The following is a 19896-nucleotide window of genomic DNA, read 5'->3' on the forward strand; positions in this document are numbered from 1 at the left end:
TCACTTTGTTCAGATAGGCAGAAAACATTTGCTTAAAGTGCAAGCATTAATTTTCTCAATTAATTGTTTCTACTTGAAACAAATAAAAAAACTCCTCATCCCAAAAAGGGACGAGAAGTTATTGCTCGCGGTACCACCCTACTTGCGATTTACAAAAAAATCGCCGCTTAGTATGCCATAACGGGACATAAACCGAAAACACTTACCTTTAAGTTCAGTGTCTTTGCTCCAAAGTGATAATCTAAAAAGTTTCATTGCTTGAGCTTTCACCATCCTCAAGTCGCTATTTCTAAAACTCATTTAGACGTCTTTTTCAACGCATAATTATATGATATGAAATTATTATAGGAAAAGTATGTGCATCAGTCAAGAATGTATTAGTCCTCTGTGATAGAAATGCGATCTATTTCTGTTGTATCCACATCATATTCCATTAAATGATTCCAGTCATCGGTATTAATCAAGTCTAATTGTGCTTCGACAAGCATTTTGAAACGATTCCTGAAAACTTTAGATTGTTTTTTCAGTTCTTCAATTTCAAGAGCTATCCTTCTTGCTTTTGTAAGTGCTTCGTTCACAATTCGGTCCGCGTTTTTTTCTGCTTCTTTTACAATTAGCTTAGCTTCTTTTTGTGAGTTGCGGCGTACTTCCTCTGCAGCTTCTTGTGCGACAACAATAGATTTATGTAAAGTTTCTTCAATCGATGTAAAATGCCCAACTCTTTCGCTTGATGATTTAAGTTTTGTTTCTAGTTCTTTTTTTTCTTTTAATAGAATTTCAAGGTCCTTCATAATTTGATCTAAGAATTCATTTACTTCATCCTCATTGTATCCTCTGAAACCTTTACTGAATTCCTTGTTATGTATATCAAGTGGTGTTAATGGCATATATTCCATCTCCTTTACTGTAGTTTCCTAGCATTCTTATTTTCTATTATACATTTAGGAGCTAGCGAATACATCAAAATTCGAACATATTTATTGATTATTTAATTTTTTGTTCTAATCGACCTATTTGTAGTCTAATTTTGTCTTTTTTTGTCCTACCTTCAATCATTAATATTTTTACTCTTCCTAACCCTCTAATAGAGATTAAATCTGATTCTTGAAGCTCCATGGAAATTTGATCTTTTTCAGACCAGTTCACTTTTACTTTACCACTTTGTATGAGAGCTGAAGATTTCTGGCGAGAAATATTAAAGACTGCTGAAATAACTGTGTCTAATCTTAAGGAACTTACTATTAAAGATTCAGATGTCCATTCCTCATGCTGCTGAAAATATTTTAATCGATCCTCCACAATTTCAATATGAACTTTTACTTTTCCAATACCAACAAAATTTGCTCGCACATAATCTATTACTTCCGTTGCAACAACAAATTGAATTGCACCGTCTTCGACACGAATATCCCCAAATTTACTGCGATCAATTCCTAATGACATCATTGAACCTAATACATCCTTATGACGTAAGGTAACAAACTTATTAGGGTAATGAACTTCTACAACGGTCATAGCAAAATCATCATTGGTAGGTACATAGTAGGTTGGATATAAAAGAACTCTCTTTCGCTCTACATCCTCCAATGCACCATCTGAAACAGATTCTATATCTCCATATTGTCTTCTTATAGAGTCTACAATAAATTGCTGCCTAGGATCTAAAAAATCAGTTAACTTCGGAGCATATCGATCCTCTACTTCACGCATAATATTCACAACTTGTTCTATGAATGGCTGCTCTTCTTTTCTAAAATGCTGTAATACATTTTCCATTATAATATTCCCTCTCGAAGATAGTAAAAAACCTCACAGAAGTGAGGTTTATAAAAAGTAGTTTGCTAATGATATTATTCCTTTAAGTGCAATATTTAATACAAAAATTGCAACAATTGGAGAAATATCAATCATACCGATTGGAGGAATAATCTTTCTAAATGGTTCTAAATATGGTTCGCATATTCTTCCTAACAAACGTCCAAAACTTGATTGTTGAATACTTGGTACCCATGACATGAATATGTAGATGAATAATGCATAGGTATAATATTGTACAAGTTTACTTAACAAGATTAATACTAAGATCATGATAATATTTACTCCTCTTTCAATCTAGGTCGTTATAATAATAATCCGATATTGCTCCAGCAACTTCTACAGAATCTGGTGCACAAAGGAATATATCCGTACCTATCCGCTGTATGTCTCCTCCTAAAGCGTACACTGTCCCACTTAAAAAGTCGATGATTCTTATTCCTTGTTCTTTATCAATGCGTTGTAAATTTACAATAACAGCCTTTTTACTTTTTAAATGTTCGGAGATATCTTGAGCTTCTGCATATACTCTTGGTTCGATTAGAATCACTTTAGATGACTTTTGTACATTTTGAATACTTACAAGATTAGATGCAGCTGTTTCTTTAGGTGCTGTATTATATTTTCTTTCTTTAGTGGAGGGTCTAACCGGCTGCTGTTTTATATTACTTTCCACTGGCTTCTGTTGTTGAGTTCTTAGTTGCTGATCTGTTGAATTTTCTTCATCTTCTTCCAAGTAAAAGAAATTTTTCATCCAGTCTTTCATGCTCATTTAGTATCCTCCCTCTCTTTACCGACTAAAGCTGTACCTATTCTAACATATGTTGCGCCTTCTTCTATTGCAATCTCATAGTCACCTGACATACCCATTGATAATTCCGTACAAGGTGCATGTGCTAAGCTTTGTTTTGAAATTTTCTCCTGTAGTTGTCTTAAGTTATGAAAGACCTTTCTAATAACTGACTCATCCTCAGTATTTGGAGCCATTGTCATTAAACCTATAACTCGTATTCGTGAATAACTTTCTAGTTCTTTTATAAAAGATTCTACATCATCTATGGCTAATCCATGTTTGGATTCTTCTTCAGCTACATTCACTTGTACAAAGCATTCCTTAACCGACGTCGCTCTTTTTTCTATTTCCTCCGCTAAACTTATTCGATCTAATGAATGTAAAAAATCTATATTATTAATGACCGATTTTACTTTTCTTGTTTGCAGTGTTCCTATGTAATGCCATTTGACATTTTCTTTAATGGCATCTAATTTATTTTTTAGTCCTTCAGGACGATTCTCACCTAGATGTTTCACTCCAGCTTGAATTACCTGTTCCGTTCTTTCTACAGAAACTTCTTTCGTAACAGCAATAATAGTCACCTCTGAAAGGTTACGATTCCCACGTAAACTAGCAGTTTTCATATTATCAATTATCTTTTCTAAATTTTGTTGAACATTTGTCATGTAAAAACCAACTTTTCATCAATTGTTTTTGTTTATTGTATCAATGAAATAGCGTTTTATCAATTATGAATCAATCTAGTAACATATTTTTTGAGACAATTATTACATCTTTACCAATTATCGATATATTTTGAACAGCAATTTTTTTCGTTTCGTTCTTCTTGTTAAAAAAATTTGGATATGTTCCTTGTGCTTCTACTATGAACGATAGGATGAAACCAGTATCTTTATCAATTTCCGCATCAACTATATATCCCAGTAATTGACCACTATTCGCTTCAATAACTTCTTTTTGTTGTGCATCAGAAAATTTCAACCCAACTCCCCCTTTTTCTTATTATATGAATAAAAAATACAAAAAAAAACGCTTTTTCTTTTAAGAAAAAGCGAAATACTAGTATTAAGATTCTTTTGGGTTCAACTGTCCTTGAATAATTGATAGAGCACTTTTTTCAAGTCTCGATATTTGTGCTTGTGATAATCCTAGGTCCATCGCAATTTCTGTTTGTGTAGCACCATAGTAAATGCGTTTTGTCAAAATCTTCTTTTGCCTGTTATCTAATTTTTGAAAAGTTTCTTTCACTGTAAAATAAGTAACCCATTGCTCTTCCGATACATCATTATCACATAATTGGTCCATCATATAGATAGCATCTCCCCCATCGCTGAAAATTGGTTCTTGTAGGGAAACGGGGTCTTGTATTGCATCTAATGACAACAATATATCTTCCACTGGTATTTCTAATACTTTGGAGAGATCTTCCAAAGTCGGTTCTTGCAAATGTTCGTTAATATATTGTTCTTTTGCTTTCATCGCTTTATATGCAATATCTCTTAATGATCTAGAAACTCGTACGGAATGGTGGTCTCTTAAATGCCTTTTTATTTCACCAATTATCATAGGAACAGCATATGTTGAAAACCGAACATTATGCTTTAAATCGAAGTTTTCAATTGACTTGATAAGCCCTATACACCCAACTTGAAATAAGTCATCTGCTTGTTCACCACGATATGCAAATCGTTGAACAAGACTTAATACTAATCGTAGATTACACATAACCAGTTCATCTTTTACTGCATTTTCTCCTGCTTGTAAACGGATAAAGAGTGCCTTCATTTGTTCGTGGGAAAGTAAAGGAAGCTTAGATGTATCAATGCCGCATAATTCTACTTTTGTTCTCGTCATAGATCTTCCTCCGGACTTTTTAATTGTTCTTAATCAGTTTGTCCGGTAGGTTGAACTTTATTCGGAAGGAGCGGCATCCAATTTCACCCATCAGGCAATTGGTTCATTTAACAGCTCTTTTAAATCTAAAATTATTTTTTTCTCTAAACGAGAAATATACGATTGTGATATTCCTAAATGATCTGCCACTTCTTTTTGAGTCATTTCTTCCTTTCCATTCAGTCCAAAACGACATTGCATAATATACTTTTCTCGATTACCAAGTAAATTAATGGCTTCGAAAACATGTTGTCGTTCTAATTTCTTTTCTACATCTTCAATAATTAAATCTTCACTTGTCCCTAAAATATCTGACAAGAGCAGTTCATTACCATCTGAATCAGAATTTAATGGTTCATCAAAAGAGACTTCTGATTTCATTCGGTTCGTTTTGCGTAAATGCATTAAAATCTCGTTTTCAATACATCTTGAAGCATATGTTGCAAGTTTTATACCCTTATCCAAATTAAATGTCTCTACTGCCTTAATAAGACCGATTGAACCAATACTTATTAAATCTTCGATATTTGTATTTGTTTGGTCAAATCTCCTTGCAATATACACTACAAGTCTTAAATTTCGCTCAATTAATACATCTCTCGCATATTCATTTCCATCCATAAAAGCAAGAAGCATTTCTCTCTCTTCATCTCTGGATAATGGTTTAGGGAGTGATTCATTACCGCCGATATAATGTACTCCACTTCTTCTTAAAGAGAGGAACCAAAAATAAATTCTACGAAAAAATTTTAATATCATCATCCTAAACTCCTTTTCTTTAGATGGTAATATGCTGAGCTATGTAATATCCCTTCAACTCCATGTGGAAATTTATCACGTAGCTTTGTCATAACAATATATCCTTTGGGCAAATCCTGTCCGTCTACTTTCCAATTCTCGTATTTTATCCCAATTACCCACGTTTTTTCTTGTTGAATCGTTGCAATTGGTATTAATCTTAATTTGGTTACGAACTCTTTTGGTAGATTATCCAAACCAACTTTTCGATCAAATTCCCATTTGCTAATTGCTCGAAACAAAGATTCGGGAAGAATCTCCTGTAACACTTCAGCAGCCACAAAATGAACTGGGTCATTAGAAAGTGGCTCTTTGCAAACATTACCTGAGTCAATAAAAAGAGTAAGTTCTTTTGCTTTGCCGAATAATGTGACACTAGAAGAATACAATAACCCTCTTTCCGTTTGAGCAATATTAATATTCAATAAATGTTTTGTTAATAGATACAAGCCTCCAGTAACAATTAAAGCAAAATTGATCAACATAAAGAGATAGCTACTATTACGATAGAAAGATGAAATTGCAGTTAATAATCCTCCAGCAAAAAGACTTGCTAGCAATGTTAACGAAATGGCTTTAATGATTTGCGTTCTTTTATGCCAAAATGCAATTCCAATCATTAAAAAGAATGATAAAAAAACAGTAATGAAATAGTTGGAAAATGTAACAGTTAAAATTCCTGCAACCAAAGAGGCAAGAAACAAATATCTTCTTTTGTTTTCAATCCAGCCAATTCTGTTTGCAAATTCTAACATGGTATAATTAAAAAAAGTATTGGTTGCAATCATTACTTCTGCGTACATAGCTTCCCTCCTTTGTTTAAATCGTAACATGCGTTTTGTAAGAAAATTGTCAAATGAGCAGACCAATTGATTCTTTTTTTACGACATTAATTGCATGAGGTTACTTATTTTGGATCTCTAATGATAAATAGCCCCCTTGATTAGTTCATAATCCTATTTTCCTCTTTAGTGAGTGCTTAGAAGAATTTGTGTTTTTTACTTCTATAAGAAAAGCCTAGAAAAACGCTCGATCCTTTTAAGATGTGAAGCATGTGAATGCCATTACTATCCGCTACAGTGGACGCTTTTCGCAGGCATTGCTTCAGTCTCCTAGGTCAACAGGATGTTGGTCATGAAGGCGTTTCCTCAGGGAAGAGGCGTCTTTAGCCTTCCTTCCCTCTCATGCCTTCCTGCGGGGCCGCTTCGCTTTAGGTGCAGGAATATCTGCTATTCCCACAGAAGTCGCCTCCTACGCTCCATTAACTAGAATGTATGGATTTAATTATAATTGCTTAGATAGATTACATTTAGATCTTTTGAACATTAGTTAGAGAACTAAATTTTATCCAGATACACAAAATTCCACAAAAATTTTTAAAAGCAATAGCATCTCTTATTCGGATTAGACTAATTCTATCCTCTTAGTGATAGATGAGATAAATCTCCTTGTTAGTCACTACTCACTTAATGGATCGGAGTGAAAGGTAGCGACTCCAGTGAGACAGATGAGCCATCACAATGAACGCGTGACATCTTCACGAGCTATTCCTACAAAAAAGTTTACCTTTAGTTGATGGAGTGAAAGGCGGAGACTCTTAAGGGGCCTAGCATTCAAATCAAGACCAGGTGTCGTGCGCAGCGAAATTAATTTTTACGATGAGCTTGCGCAGGAGCACATATCTTTTTGCTCCTGCAGAGGAATTCTACCTGTTCACTAGATAAAAAAAAAAGCAACCACCTAATTGGTGATTGCTTTCTAAAAGTATTAGTTTCTTCTTTGACGATTTCTTAAGAAAGTTGGAATATCTAATGCATCCTCTTGTTGATGATGTGTATGTGAAGCTGGTCGTTCTTGATGGATCGGTTGTTGTTCTTCTTTTCGTTGCTCCCGTACTGGAGTTGTAGCTGCTTGTTGTGCTCTTGCTGCTCCAAAACCAGCGTTTCTTGGTTTACTTTGGGTGATTACTTCTTCATTAAAACCCGTAGCAATTACGGTAACAATAATTTCATCTTTTAAATTATCGTTTATAACGGAACCAAAAATCATGTTTACTTCTTCATCTGAAGCGGATGCAACGATATCTGCTGCTTCTTGAACTTCAAATAAACTTAAATTTGAACCACCTGTAATATTCATAAGTACACCTGTAGCACCATCAATCGATGTTTCTAGTAGTGGACTTGAAATTGCTTTTTTCGCGGCTTCTGCAGCGCGATTATCTCCACCAGAGATTCCGATACCCATAAGTGCAGCACCTTTGTTTGACATAATTGTTTTTACGTCAGCAAAGTCTAAGTTGATAAGTCCAGGTACTGCGATTAGATCTGAAATACCTTGAACCCCTTGACGTAGCACATTATCTGCTTCTCTAAATGCTTCGAGCATTGGTGTATTTTTGTCAACAATTTCAAGAAGACGATCGTTTGGAATAACAATAAGTGTATCTACAGCTTCCTTCATCATTCCAATACCACCAATTGCTTGTGTTGAACGTTTGCGACCCTCGAATGTAAATGGACGTGTTACAACCCCAACTGTAAGTGCACCAATATCACGGGCAATTTGTGCTATAACAGGAGCTGCTCCTGTTCCTGTTCCACCGCCCATACCAGCAGTAACGAAAACCATATCAGCGCCTCTTAAAGCTTCTTCGATTTGTTCTTTGCTTTCCTCTGCTGCTTTTTTACCAACCTCTGGATTTGCACCTGCTCCCAGTCCTCTAGTTAGTTTTCCCCCTATTTGAAGCTTTACTTCAGCTTTAGACATATTAAGTGCCTGAGCATCTGTATTAACTGCAATAAAATCCACGCCTTGAACTCCATGTTCGATCATCCGATTTACTGCGTTATTTCCGCCGCCACCAACTCCAATAACTTTAATGATGGCTAGTTGGTCTTCGTTCGTTTCAAATTCTAGCATGCTATTGCCTCCTATATTCTTTCAACTATGTTAAATGTATTTTTATTCAAAAAACTTGTCGAAAAACTTTTTAGCTTTCGTCATTGCACTTTCTTTGTTTTCATTATTTGAAGTTTGAGAAGCTTGTTTATGTTTCTTAGGTATAGAAACGGCCTCACTTGGCGCCATTTGTGATAAAGCATGGCTGCTACCAATTTTACCATAAAAAAGGTCTTCTTTATAGGCATATCTTATAAGACCGACAGCCGTCGTATATTGGGGTTCCCGTACTCCAATATAATCAGGCGTATATAAGCGAACTCTTGTTTGTAGTATATGCCTTGCAAGCTGACCAATACCATCTAGTTTGGCAACTCCTCCAGTAATTACAACACCACCGGGTAAGTCTTGTAGACCCATACGATAAAATTCTTCTAAGACGAGTTCAAATAATTCTTCTAATCGAACGCCAATTATTTCAGCAATATATCGCTGAGAATATTGTTCTTTCATATCTGCACCAATAACAGGAACCTCGAAAAGTTCATCATCAGATGCATCATCGTAGAAGGCATGTCCATATTGAAGTTTAATCATTTCTGCTTGTTCGGTAGGCGTTTTTAGTACGATTGATAAGTCTTTTGTAATATGTTCGCCCCCTACAGGGATTACAGAAGTATTGATTAAATGACCTTCGCTGAATATAGCAATCGTTGTTGATCCTCCACCTATATCAATATAAGCGGTACCATGGTTTTTTTCATCTTCGGTAAGTGCGAAATAACCACCAGCTAATGGTTGTAAATAGATTTCTCTAATTTGAAGTCCTGCACGTTCCACACATCTTAACACATTATGTAAAATTGTTTTCGATGTAGTCATCATAATTCCGTCCAATTCAAGTCGAGTTCCAATCATTCCCCGTGGATCTTTGATTTCATCTAAATGATCAACGATAAATTGCTTGGGAGCAATATTGATAAGCTCTCGTTCAGGAGGAATAGACATTACTTGTGCAGATTCTATGACTCTATCTAAATCTGTATCTGTAATTTCCCGATCCTCCCGATTTACAGCTACTACACCTTTAACGTTCTGTATGTTTGCTAGATTGGCTGGGATACCAAGTACAATTTCATGAATAGACATCCCAATCATTCGTTCTGCCTCACTCACAGCTTTTTTAATGGACTGTACAGTTGCGTCTATATCGACAATAGATCCTTTCCGGATACCATTTGATTTAACATTTCCTACACCTATAACATGCAGCGAGTCCTCACTCATTTCTCCGATTAATACTTTTATCGAAGACGACCCAATATCTAATGAAACGTATAATTCTGATTGATTCAACCCGTGGCACCTCCTAATTACTCTTTATATATTATTCTATTGTAAAAAACGTATAAAGTCTAAAATTTTCTAAACAAATAGTTAATATTTCATTGCTTTAATCAAAATTTCCTATTTATTTTTTCTTTCGGACCATTTAGTTAATAACAATCGACGAATTACAGCTATATTTTGAAATAAACGAACTCCAAAAGCAAAAATTGCGGCTAAATATAAATCTACTCCTAGATGGACTCCTAAAAATGCTAAAGCGGCTGCTAAAGCGATATTAAAGAAAAATCCTGAGACAAATACTTTATCATTATACACATGTTGTAATTGTGCTCTAATACCGCCAAACAAAGTATCTAACGCAGCCAATACAGCTATAGATAAATAACTTTCATATAATTCAGGAATTTGAATATCTGTTAAGAGACCCAAAGAAATTCCAAGTATTAGACCTAATAACGGTAACCACATCTCATTTTTCTCCCCCTGGAATTTCTAATAGAAATTGTTTACTGATAGACTGATCATATGCGGCTATTTTAATATTACTTTCAGGTTGTCCAATATCTAATTTTAAATTATCAATGTAAAAGTCATCTCCAATAGAAGAAGCTTCTAGTTGATTATACATTTTTTTAGCATCTTCGAAGGTGGAAGTGCCTATTCTTATTAAAAATGGTGCTTTTTTAATGGCAAGATTATTAACAGTTGTTTTGCCATTAACATCTCTAATTGCGGATGAATAAATCATTCTTTTCCCATCCACTTCAATTGCTTTAGCTTTGAATCGATTTATTTCGTTAATTAATCGGACTAGTAAGTCTGGAGTTATTCCTTGGATAGGTTGTCCCACCGCTATGCTTTCTAAAGATGGTTCGACCTTTATCGTGAGACCAGGCCCATTAAAATCTTCTAATCCAATTTCTTTTTTTAAAAGTTTCACTGTGTCTTTTAATGCGATTTCTGGACTTTCAGTTACCATATTCTCATATTTACCAAGGGTTTGGTCTAGGCCACGCACTTCGGACAATAACTCTGAGTGTAATTCTGTTTCTTTAGCTAACTCTTGTCGAACTGCCCATATGTCTCTTGTATCCCGTGTCTCTGGATTTTGAACAGTATTATATTGGACTGCTAACATAAACCCAACAATTAACAAAATTAATGTAAACCGAATATAGACGGTTTTTTTCATTATTCGGCCTCCTTCACTTTGTTTAGTTCTTCTCATCCCTTAAAGCAGGCATTGCTATTCTCCCTTTTTCTTCAACTGTAACTACAATATTATCGCTAGTTAATTGATCCACTACTCCACCGCTAAGATTAACAGAAGCGAGTAATACATTTGGATCACCAACTGCTTCAACCGTAAAAGGTGCGGGAAAGGTTTTTCCATCAACCGTAATAACTGGACCAGTACAACGGATATATGAATTCGAATGAAGCCTTTGACCATTTATAGAGATAGCTTCTGCACCAGATATTTTCAGTTCATTAATAACCTTAAATAGATGACTTTCATGAACAATATAATCATTGGGATTTTCTTGTGAAGGATTATATGCACCATCTTGCAGTGAAACTGAAACCCCTTTTCCTTGGGAAGGTATATCGCCAATTAATAGTCGCAGCATTTCAGCTTCTTTCACTAACTCCTCTACACTTGTTTCACTACTAGCAAATGATTTTTCATAATTTCTAATATCTTGTTGTTTTGCATTTATTTCTTCTGTTAGCTCTTTGTTTCTCTCTTTTTGGTGAATCAATTCTTGTTTATATTTTTCTTGTTCATTAAATCCAACAGAGTTTGAAGGATTTTGTTCTTTATTCGCTGAGGAAATACTATAAGAGTATGCAAGTATAAATCCCAAGACTAAACTAACTAATGAAATCAATACTAGACCTCTGGAAGGAATTCTAAGGAGTTTGTTCTTCTTCAATCTCCATCGCCTCCTCTTCGCCCGCTTTTTCATTCATATCTTTAAATGGTTGAAAATAAGAACCAACTTCTAAATCAATAATTCCTTTAACGTCTGGGTTGAGCTGTGCCACAATGGATGGATAAAAATTCATTTTTTTAGAGAAGGATGGAATGATTGCTTGTACTTCATTACCATCATTCATGAATACTTGGATAGAATAAGCATCATTCTCAGTAGGAGTATAATTGATTTGTGAAATTGTCATTAATACTTCTGAGTTAAGACTTTTTAATTCTTTTAAGAGTCGGAGTCTAATTTTCTCGTCTTCAAATCCTGATAAAATTGGTCCATCCATTGGTACAACTTGTCCATCTGTCTCAATTTTCTTTCCATTTTCTAAAATTATGTCAAGATTATTTCCATTTTCTTCATATCCGATTTTTTTATATTCTTTGACTTGAATATTTACTCCCGTTAACCAATTTCGATGAACTTCTGCAGAAGCTATCCATTCGTTTTGCTCTATTAACTTCGAAATCTGGTTTTCTCTAAAGCTCCACATCGAATCACCTAGATTTAAAGTACTTTGCTTTATGTACTGTTCTTTTGGTACAAGAACTGCTCCAAAAACTCTGATTGTTTGAATTTGACTATAACTAGATTGAAAATAAAGTACTACAAGTAAAGTTGTGACAAAGAGAAAAAGTAGAATGGAAAACTTTTTATTTGTCCTTCTTCGCCTACGTTCTTTTAGAGTGGGTATTCTATCTTCAATATCTATGATTTTTTCCATTCTACCGCCTCCCTTCTTTTGAAGTATCATTTGCCAAGTTTAATATGATTCCTATTATCCCCCAAGTAGTTACTAATGAAGACCCACCATAACTAATAAATGGTAATGTAACTCCTGTAACAGGAAGTAAACCCGTAACAACTCCCATATTTAAAAACGTTTGTATAGCAAGTAAAGAAGTAAATCCAATTATCGTTAATTGGGAAGATCTTGTTTTCACTTGGGAAGCCAGAGAAAAGCCGGTTGTAAAAAACACAATAAATGCAGAAATAATGATGAAACCCCCGATAAAACCTGTTTCTTCCAGTAAAATCGAGAAAATAAAGTCATTTTGTGGCTCTGGCAAGTATAAGAACTTTTGTCTACTATTCCCGTATCCGAATCCAAACAAACCCGCAGGTCCTACAGCAAGTAATGATTGAATTGCTTGAAACCCAGTACCTAACGGATCTTTCCATGGGTCCAGATAGGATTGAATTCGAGCAAGACGGTATGGCGCAGAAGCGATTAATCCAATTAGAGCAATGATTCCTGTCATTCCAATCGTGAAGAAAAACTTTATAGGCAAACCTGCCGCAAATAGTAATATAAATGATGCAACAATTAAAACAAAAGCAGAACCAAAATCTGGTTGTAGCATGATTAGTGAAATTGGTAGTAATAATATTACAGCAGTCTGTGTATAGAGTTTTAGCTTTGACTTTTTTTCATTCGCTAGTGAAAAAGAGAGCATCCCTAATACCGCAATCTTGGATAATTCCGCTGGCTGAAAGTTAATAATACCTAGTGAAATCCAGCTTTGTGAGCCATTACGCACAACTCCTATTCCAGGGATCATAACTCCTATTAAAAATAAGATAGATAGTACGTATGTCATTATCCAGAACTTAGGGAGTCTTACAAAGCTTTTATTTCTTATAAAAAACGCTCCAAGAATGCCGACAACTAAATAGCTAGCTTGTTTAAAAGCAAATGGCAATTGATTCTTATAATGCACTTCACTCCAGTATGAGCCGGCAGAATGAACAAAAAGAATACCTATAATGGATAGGAAAAGGACAGACGTCAAAAATAAGATTATTCTTTTATCTTTCGATTACTTCATCCCTTCGTTATTCGTTTAAAGCTAACACTTGCTCTATAAATTCATCACCACGAATCTCAAAACTTTCGTATTGATCCCAACTTGCACATGCTGGAGACAGTAAAACTATGTCTCCTTCTTTCGATATTTTTACAGCTTCGGCAATAGCTTCTATAAGGGTATTTACTGATACAACAGAAGGAATTAATTGTTTTTCTCCAAATTCCTGTAAGCGTTCTGTTGTTGCACCATAGTGAATTAACGCTCTCACATTTTGTAAATGCGGTATTAATTCATCAAAAGAATGGCCCCTATCCACCCCGCCAGCAATTAGTACAACTGGCTCCGAAAAACCTTCTAAAGCACTTTTCGTTGCCAGTGCATTTGTTGCCTTTGAATCATTATAGAACTTTCTATTTTTCCACTGACGAACAAATTGAGTACGATGTTTTACACCATGAAAAGTGGAGAGGACTTCTTTAATATTTTCTATGGAACAATCAAATATAAGAGCAGCAGCAGTCGCTGCTAATACATTTTCTAAATTATGCTTTCCACGAAGTCCAATGATGGATCGTTCAAATAGCTTTTCACCGTTCCAATATACATATAAATCATCTGCACTTATGCCCTCTTTCATTTTTCCACTTACATAAAAAGGAACCTTACGTGCTTTACTTTTAGCTGCATAATCCGTCACACTTTTTTGTTCTCCATTGTATATAAACCAGTCGGATGCATCTTGTTTTTTCGTAACATTAAATTTTGCATCTGTATATTCTTTAAAATTGGTGTGATAATCCAAATGTGCTTCATATAAATTCATCAAAACGGCAACTTTTGGTTTAAGTTCTACTGTCCCCATTAACTGAAAGGAGGATAATTCCGTTACAATAGTATTCTCTTCTGTTGCTTTGGATGCTACAGCACTTGCAGCTGTACCAATATTACCAGCTATCAGTGGTTGTTTCCTTCCTACTTCTAGCATTTCAAATATTAATGTAGTTGTGGTTGTTTTTCCATTGGAACCAGTTATTCCAATCATCGGTGCATCACTAATACGATATGCTAGTTCGACTTCCGTCCAAACAGGAATGCCTCTTTTTATAGCTTCAGCTATAACTGGATTCTTATATGGAATACCTGGATTCTTTACTATAAGACTGAAACCCTCGTCTAAAAGGCTTTCTGGATGACTACCACAAATAACGGTCATCCCTTTTGAAAGTAAATATTGAGCATTTTCATTTTGTTCAAAAGGTTTGGAGTCATTCACTGTTACAAATGCACCTAATTCATGTAAAATCTCAGCAGCAGCTGTACCACTTTTTGCGAGACCTAATACAAGAATTTTCTTATGATAGACTAATGGTAATTGCTTCATTTTATAAAACCTCCAGGAATACAACAATCATTGCCGAGATAAAACCAATTGCCCAAAACACCGTTACTATTTTTCTTTCAGACCAACCAGAAAGCTCAAAATGATGATGAATAGGACTCATTTTAAAAATGCGCTTGCCTGTTGTTTTAAAACTTATAACTTGTAGAATAACGGACAATGTTTCAATGACAAAAATGATACCTACCAATAGTAGGATAAGTTCTTCCTTAACAAGGATTGATACCATTGCTAATGCCCCACCTAGTGCAAGCGAACCTGTGTCACCCATAAAAACTTTTGCCGGGTTTTTATTGAATAACAAAAATCCTAACAGTGCACCTGAAACACTAAAAGCAAAAATTGCAATATCTGTTTGCTCATAAGCAAGCGCAATAACACCAAAAGTTGCAAAAGAAACAGATGCAGTTCCAGACACTAACCCATCTAATCCATCTGATAAGTTTACCGCATTAGAAAATCCAACCAACCAAAATATAAGAAAAGCTACGTAAAATTGGCCAAGTGATATTACTATTTTTGTAAAAGGAATAGCAAGCGTTGTATCAAATGGTCCTAGCTTCAACAAAAAATAAGCAATTACAGAAATAATAATTTGGCCAATCAATTTTTGTATAGAAGTTAAACCTAAATTTCTCTTTAATACAACTTTAATGAAATCATCTAAAAATCCAATAAGTCCAAAACCTACTAAAATAATAAGTAGTACTATCGTTTGTGTCGTTAACTTATCGAAGTAAAATGATATCGCTAAGGTTGATATAATAATAGATAATAAAAATATGATTCCACCCATTGTTGGCGTTCCAGCTTTTTTTTGATGAGATTCTGGCCCTTCTTCTCTAATACTTTGGCCAAATTTCATTCTTCTTAAATACGGAATAACAATTGGTGCAAGAATAACAGACAATAAAAAGCTAAAAATAATTGTAATAATAGTTGTAGATAATGTCATAAAAAATCTCCTTAATTGCAATCAACTATCAATAAGTGAACTATAGTTGATTATTTTGTGTAAACGTGTATTTTTCCATCAATTGGAATTAAACTATTCTCTTTTGGTAATTGAGAAAGTATTTCTTCTCCGTCACCATGCCAAACAATTTGAAATGAATACATGTACTCGGTTATTTCTTTTTTCTTCGTTCCTACTAAGTTTGGTACACGAACTTGTTGGATATCCCCCCAACGATATTCTTTTTCTAGTTGAGTTCCACCACCAGTTACTTTTAATGAATCTTCGATAATTTGCCCAACAATAGGGGCTGCTATTACTCCTCCAAATTGAGAACTATGTTTAGGATTATCAATCGCTACATATACAATTAACTCTGGATCATCTGCTGGAGCAAAACCGATAAAGGAAACGATGTACTCTCCGTCCATATATCTCCCGTTTTGCACTTTTTGTGCAGTACCAGTTTTACCACCAATGCGCAACTGATCTCTATAAGCATTCCGACCTGATCCTTCCGCAACTACATGTTCGAGCGCATCTCGTACCTTTGCTGACGTTTCTTCACTAATTACTTGATGCTTTAGTTCAGGTTCAGAACTAGATAAAACTTCATTTGTTTCTCCATCTAAAACGTTTTTAACAATAAATGGTTTATATAAATAACCCCCATTTACTGCAGCTGCTACCGCCTGCACTTGCTGGATTGGTGTAACAGAAATACCTTGACCAAATGACGTAGTAGCATGTTCAACTGGACCATATCTTTCTTTACTAAATAAAATACCCGTTGATTCTCCAGCCATACCAGATCCTGTTGACTGACCAAATCCAAATTTACGTATGTAATCCTGAAGCTTTTCTGGACCAACTCTTCTTCCTAGTTCTATAAATCCTGGATTACATGAATTTTCTACAACTTCTAAAAATGTTTGATCGCCATGACCTTCTCTTTTCCAACAACGAAGACGTGACCCTTCTACCATCGTGTATCCAGGATCATAAAAATGATCTTCTTCCAAATCGACTACATTTTCCTCAAGTGCAGCACTTAAAGTAATAATTTTAAATGTAGAACCAGGTTCAAAAGTCATCCAAACTGGTAAATTACGATTATAGATGGTAGAGTCCACTTCTTGATAGGAGGATGGATCGAAATTTGGTGTGGAAGAAAGCGCAAGTATTTCACCATTCTTAGGATTCATCACAATTGCAATAGCTTGCGTCGCTTCGTATTTTTTCATTGCTTGCGAAAGTTCTCTTTCTACGACCTCTTGAATTTTCAAATCAATAGTTAGTTGGACGTGATTTCCTGAAACACCATTTTTTAAACCATCATCTACATGAGGAAGTGGCACGCCTTTAGCATCAGTGTACATTCGAATTGCGGAGGATTTCCCCTTTAATATAGAATCGTATTGGTATTCAATTCCCGCAAGTCCTTGTGTATCATATCCTGTGAACCCTAGCAATCTAGAAAGCATATTTCCATGTGGATAGTCTCGTACATAATCGACACCTGAATATAAGCCTTTAATATTCATATCTTGAATTTCCATTGCAAGTTCAGCAGAAATATTTTTTCCAGCTGGTGCAATTTTTATGATAGACTTCCTTTTATTGAGTTGTTCAAATAATGCTTCTTTTTCCATGTTAATCAATGGTGCAATTTGTTGTGCCACTTTCTCCGGATCATCATTTTGAGAAGGCATGTAAAATAATGTTGGCGAAAGCTTATTTCCAACAATCACTTCCCCATTTCTATCCAAAATATTACCTCGAAGTGATGCATAAGGTAATTCTCGATCCCAGCTTTCTTTTGCTTTCTTTGTCAATTCGTCAAATTGAAAAAATTGTAGCTGGATTAATTTCAATATTACTGCTAAAAATAGCAATATGGTAATTACCCAAATAACTCGCAGACGCATTATCTGTTTTAATTTTGAAATTACATTTTCTCCTTTTATTCGTTTTAGATAACGTATGAGAAAATGACACTAACTATTCTATCACTAATTTAGTCTTGTGAAGAGGTTTCCATATTTTGCTTTACTTCGGACTGAGTTTCTAATTCCTTAGGCGTCGATAAATGAACGACAACAGGGGTATTAACTGAAACAGCAGATCCTGCTGTAAGACTTTGACTTGTCACAAAACCTTCCCCAACGATTTCAATTGGAACTTTTGATAACGATTTGTATATCATAAGATTTCGTTTAGACCACCCAGAAAAATTGGGTAACTGAATTTCCCCATCGCCTTTAACAAATACGCTACCACTTGCTAACATGGAAGTTCCTTCAGCAGGGAATTGTTCTCTAACTTGCTCCTCTTGCCCAATTATAACAGTTTTTAAACCTTGCGACTCTAGTAAACTCTGACTTTCTATTACATTTTTACCAACTACATTTGGCATTTTAATAGGAGATGCAAGCTCTAAATTCTCAGGCTGAATATTTAAGTATTTCAAGCTATTTTCTACAACAGATTTAAATATCTCTGAAGTAGGTTCAGAACCCACTTCCGAACCTTCCAATTGTGGTTTATGAACTGCCACATACACGATTAATTTTGGGTCTTCTACAGGCGCCATACCTAAGAAAGAATATAAAAAGAAATTACTTCCCCAATAATATCCTCCACCAGGTTTGGCTATTTGCGCAGTTCCAGTTTTTCCAGCAGTTGTATATTCATTTAATTTAAATCGCTTTGCTGTACCATGTTCAGACGTCACTGTACTTGCTAGTATTTCTTTCACTTGATCAGCTGTTTTTGCTGAAATTGGAGATTTCTTTTCCGTTGGTTTGTGATCAGTTATAACTTCCCCTGTGTTTGGATTGACAATTTTATCGATAACATACGGCTGCATCATTTTTCCTTTGTTCGCAATAGAAGTCATACCCTGTATTAGTTGCACTGGAGTAACTGTTGTTCCTTGACCGTACGTAGTTGTTACTCTGTTGATTGGATACTGATCACTTACCGTTCCACTTGCTTCATGTGGTAAGTCAATGCCTGTTTTTTCACCGAAACCAAATCGATGGATATATTCTATAAATGTTTCGTCTCCGATTCGGTTTAATAAGTAAGCCATTGAGACGTTAGATGATCGCTGAAATCCTTCTAAAAATGTTATTGTTCCCCATCCATATACATTATGATCTCGAATTGTTCTATCATACACAGTATATGAACCAGATTTATAAGTAGCATTTGGTTGCCATACACCTTCTTCAATAGCTGATGCCAATGTGAAAATTTTCATCGTTGACCCAGGTTCGATTGTTTGCTCTATCGCTTCATTTAACCAGTTCGTAGAAAGACCATCTCTTGTATTAGGTTCAAACGTTGGTCTTTGAGACATTGCAAGAATCTCACCTGTTTTTGGATTCGCAACTATCGCAGTCATCTTTTCAGGATTGTATTTTTCTTGTGCTTTATTTAGTGCATCTTCAAGAAAATTTTGAATCGTTTTATCAATTGTTAAATAGATCGTGTCTCCGTCTTGAGGTTTCGTGATCATTTTTTCTGCATTTGGTAATAAAAATCCTTTCGTATCACCCTTAAATTCGACTTTTCCTGGCGTGCCAGTTAATTCTTTATCATAGATATATTCAAGCCCCATCTTTCCAACTGCAACCGCTTTCCCATCATCTTTCTCTTCTTTTAAAGCAAAGCCTATTAGATGGGAAGCAAACTGTCCATTTGGATATAGTCTTTTCATGTCTTGAATAAAAATAATACCTGGAAGTTTATATTCTTTTATTTCCATCATTTTTTTATAACTAATATCGCGTCCAGATTTTCCAAATTCTACTTGATACGTCTTTCCGTTTTTTATATTTTTATTGAGTAAATTAACAATTTCTTGTTCTGACATATCTATATACTTGGATAATACTTGCGCTGTTTTTTCTGGATCGGTTACATGGCGGGGATTATTACTATTACTAGTTGCCTTAGGACTAATAACGGCAATTATTTTGTAACTTAGTGTGTCTTCTACAATTACTTCTCCGTTACGATCCACTATTTTTCCCCTATTTGCTTGAATCAATTGCTCTCTATTATACTTTGATTCTGCTCTAGCTGATAATACTTGCCCGTCCGCAGTCCCTGTTACTTGTATAAATACAAATCGACCTAGTAATAGAAAAAAGAGCCCTCCATATAGTAAAAACATTAGAAAG

The 19896-nt window shown here is 35.0% G+C and carries 20 protein-coding genes and 1 other annotated feature; all 20 genes read right to left on the reverse strand.

Going from position 1 to position 19896, the window contains the following annotated elements; genetic code table 11:
• Window positions 1–103 precede the first annotated feature (103 nt).
• Window positions 104–326 (reverse strand) — a binding site (T-box leader).
• Window positions 327–377: 51 nt separating this feature from the next.
• The 20 genes from ACTSKG_RS06505 to ACTSKG_RS06600 all read right to left on the reverse strand — a co-directional run bounded on the left by ACTSKG_RS06505 (window position 378) and on the right by ACTSKG_RS06600 (window position 19889).
• Window positions 378–887, reverse strand: a complete 510-nt coding sequence (locus tag ACTSKG_RS06505; protein WP_464757323.1) for a DivIVA domain-containing protein — start codon at window positions 885–887, stop codon at window positions 378–380.
• A 97-nt stretch (window positions 888–984) separates the two neighbouring features.
• Entirely contained in the window at window positions 985–1776 is a 792-nt protein-coding gene (locus ACTSKG_RS06510; protein WP_464757324.1) for a YlmH family RNA-binding protein, read from the reverse strand.
• A gap of 48 nt (window positions 1777–1824) precedes the next feature.
• Window positions 1825–2088: a YggT family protein gene (locus ACTSKG_RS06515; protein WP_464757325.1), complete on the reverse strand. Its 264-nt coding sequence runs from the start codon at window positions 2086–2088 to the stop codon at window positions 1825–1827.
• A 19-nt stretch (window positions 2089–2107) separates the two neighbouring features.
• The gene (locus ACTSKG_RS06520) at window positions 2108–2587 is read right to left on the reverse strand and encodes a cell division protein SepF (RefSeq protein WP_464757326.1); all 480 of its coding nucleotides are present in this window, start codon (window positions 2585–2587) and stop codon (window positions 2108–2110) included.
• Entirely contained in the window at window positions 2584–3276 is a 693-nt protein-coding gene (locus ACTSKG_RS06525; protein ID WP_464757327.1) for a YggS family pyridoxal phosphate-dependent enzyme, read from the reverse strand. The genes ACTSKG_RS06520 and ACTSKG_RS06525 overlap by 4 nt, the downstream gene beginning before the upstream one ends.
• A 70-nt stretch (window positions 3277–3346) precedes the next feature.
• Entirely contained in the window at window positions 3347–3592 is a 246-nt protein-coding gene (locus tag ACTSKG_RS06530; protein ID WP_464757328.1) for a YlmC/YmxH family sporulation protein, read from the reverse strand.
• 84 nt (window positions 3593–3676) lie between these two features.
• Window positions 3677–4465: an RNA polymerase sporulation sigma factor SigG gene (gene sigG / locus ACTSKG_RS06535; RefSeq protein WP_464757329.1), complete on the reverse strand. Its 789-nt coding sequence runs from the start codon at window positions 4463–4465 to the stop codon at window positions 3677–3679.
• A 90-nt stretch (window positions 4466–4555) separates the two neighbouring features.
• Window positions 4556–5263 carry an RNA polymerase sporulation sigma factor SigE gene (sigE, locus tag ACTSKG_RS06540; RefSeq protein ID WP_464757330.1) on the reverse strand — a complete coding sequence of 236 codons (708 nt, stop codon included), beginning with the start codon at window positions 5261–5263 and terminating at the stop codon, window positions 4556–4558.
• Entirely contained in the window at window positions 5263–6105 is an 843-nt protein-coding gene (locus ACTSKG_RS06545; protein WP_464757331.1) for a sigma-E processing peptidase SpoIIGA, read from the reverse strand. The genes sigE and ACTSKG_RS06545 overlap by 1 nt, the downstream gene beginning before the upstream one ends.
• Before the next feature lie 964 nt (window positions 6106–7069).
• A complete protein-coding gene (gene ftsZ, locus ACTSKG_RS06550; protein WP_464757332.1) occupies window positions 7070–8224 on the reverse strand; it encodes a cell division protein FtsZ in 1155 nt (384 codons plus the stop codon).
• 42 nt (window positions 8225–8266) lie between these two features.
• Entirely contained in the window at window positions 8267–9559 is a 1293-nt protein-coding gene (ftsA, locus tag ACTSKG_RS06555) for a cell division protein FtsA (RefSeq protein WP_464757333.1), read from the reverse strand.
• Window positions 9560–9670: 111 nt separating this feature from the next.
• Window positions 9671–10021, reverse strand: coding sequence for a small basic family protein (locus ACTSKG_RS06560; protein WP_464757334.1), 351 nt, complete (start codon window positions 10019–10021; stop codon window positions 9671–9673).
• 1 nt (window position 10022) lies between these two features.
• Entirely contained in the window at window positions 10023–10745 is a 723-nt protein-coding gene (locus ACTSKG_RS06565) for a DUF881 domain-containing protein (protein WP_464757335.1), read from the reverse strand.
• 22 nt (window positions 10746–10767) lie between these two features.
• Complete coding sequence (locus ACTSKG_RS06570; RefSeq protein WP_464757336.1) at window positions 10768–11490, reverse strand: DUF881 domain-containing protein; 723 nt, start codon at window positions 11488–11490, stop codon at window positions 10768–10770.
• Window positions 11468–12265 (reverse strand): cell division protein FtsQ/DivIB, encoded by a 798-nt coding sequence (locus ACTSKG_RS06575; protein ID WP_464757337.1) that lies wholly within the window; start codon window positions 12263–12265, stop codon window positions 11468–11470. The genes ACTSKG_RS06570 and ACTSKG_RS06575 overlap by 23 nt, the downstream gene beginning before the upstream one ends.
• A gap of 1 nt (window position 12266) precedes the next feature.
• Window positions 12267–13334 (reverse strand): FtsW/RodA/SpoVE family cell cycle protein, encoded by a 1068-nt coding sequence (locus tag ACTSKG_RS06580; RefSeq protein ID WP_464757338.1) that lies wholly within the window; start codon window positions 13332–13334, stop codon window positions 12267–12269.
• Between the two features lie 43 nt (window positions 13335–13377).
• On the reverse strand, window positions 13378–14733 hold the full coding sequence (gene murD / locus ACTSKG_RS06585; protein ID WP_464757339.1) for a UDP-N-acetylmuramoyl-L-alanine--D-glutamate ligase: 1356 nt from the start codon (window positions 14731–14733) through the stop codon (window positions 13378–13380).
• 1 nt (window position 14734) lies between these two features.
• Complete coding sequence (gene mraY, locus ACTSKG_RS06590; RefSeq protein ID WP_464757340.1) at window positions 14735–15706, reverse strand: phospho-N-acetylmuramoyl-pentapeptide-transferase; 972 nt, start codon at window positions 15704–15706, stop codon at window positions 14735–14737.
• A gap of 50 nt (window positions 15707–15756) precedes the next feature.
• On the reverse strand, window positions 15757–17634 hold the full coding sequence (locus ACTSKG_RS06595) for a stage V sporulation protein D (protein ID WP_464757341.1): 1878 nt from the start codon (window positions 17632–17634) through the stop codon (window positions 15757–15759).
• Between the two features lie 89 nt (window positions 17635–17723).
• Window positions 17724–19889, reverse strand: a complete 2166-nt coding sequence (locus ACTSKG_RS06600; RefSeq protein WP_464757342.1) for a peptidoglycan D,D-transpeptidase FtsI family protein — start codon at window positions 19887–19889, stop codon at window positions 17724–17726.
• Between the last annotated feature and the right edge of the window lie 7 nt (window positions 19890–19896).

The organism is Psychrobacillus syltrankelensis, assembly GCF_055454035.1.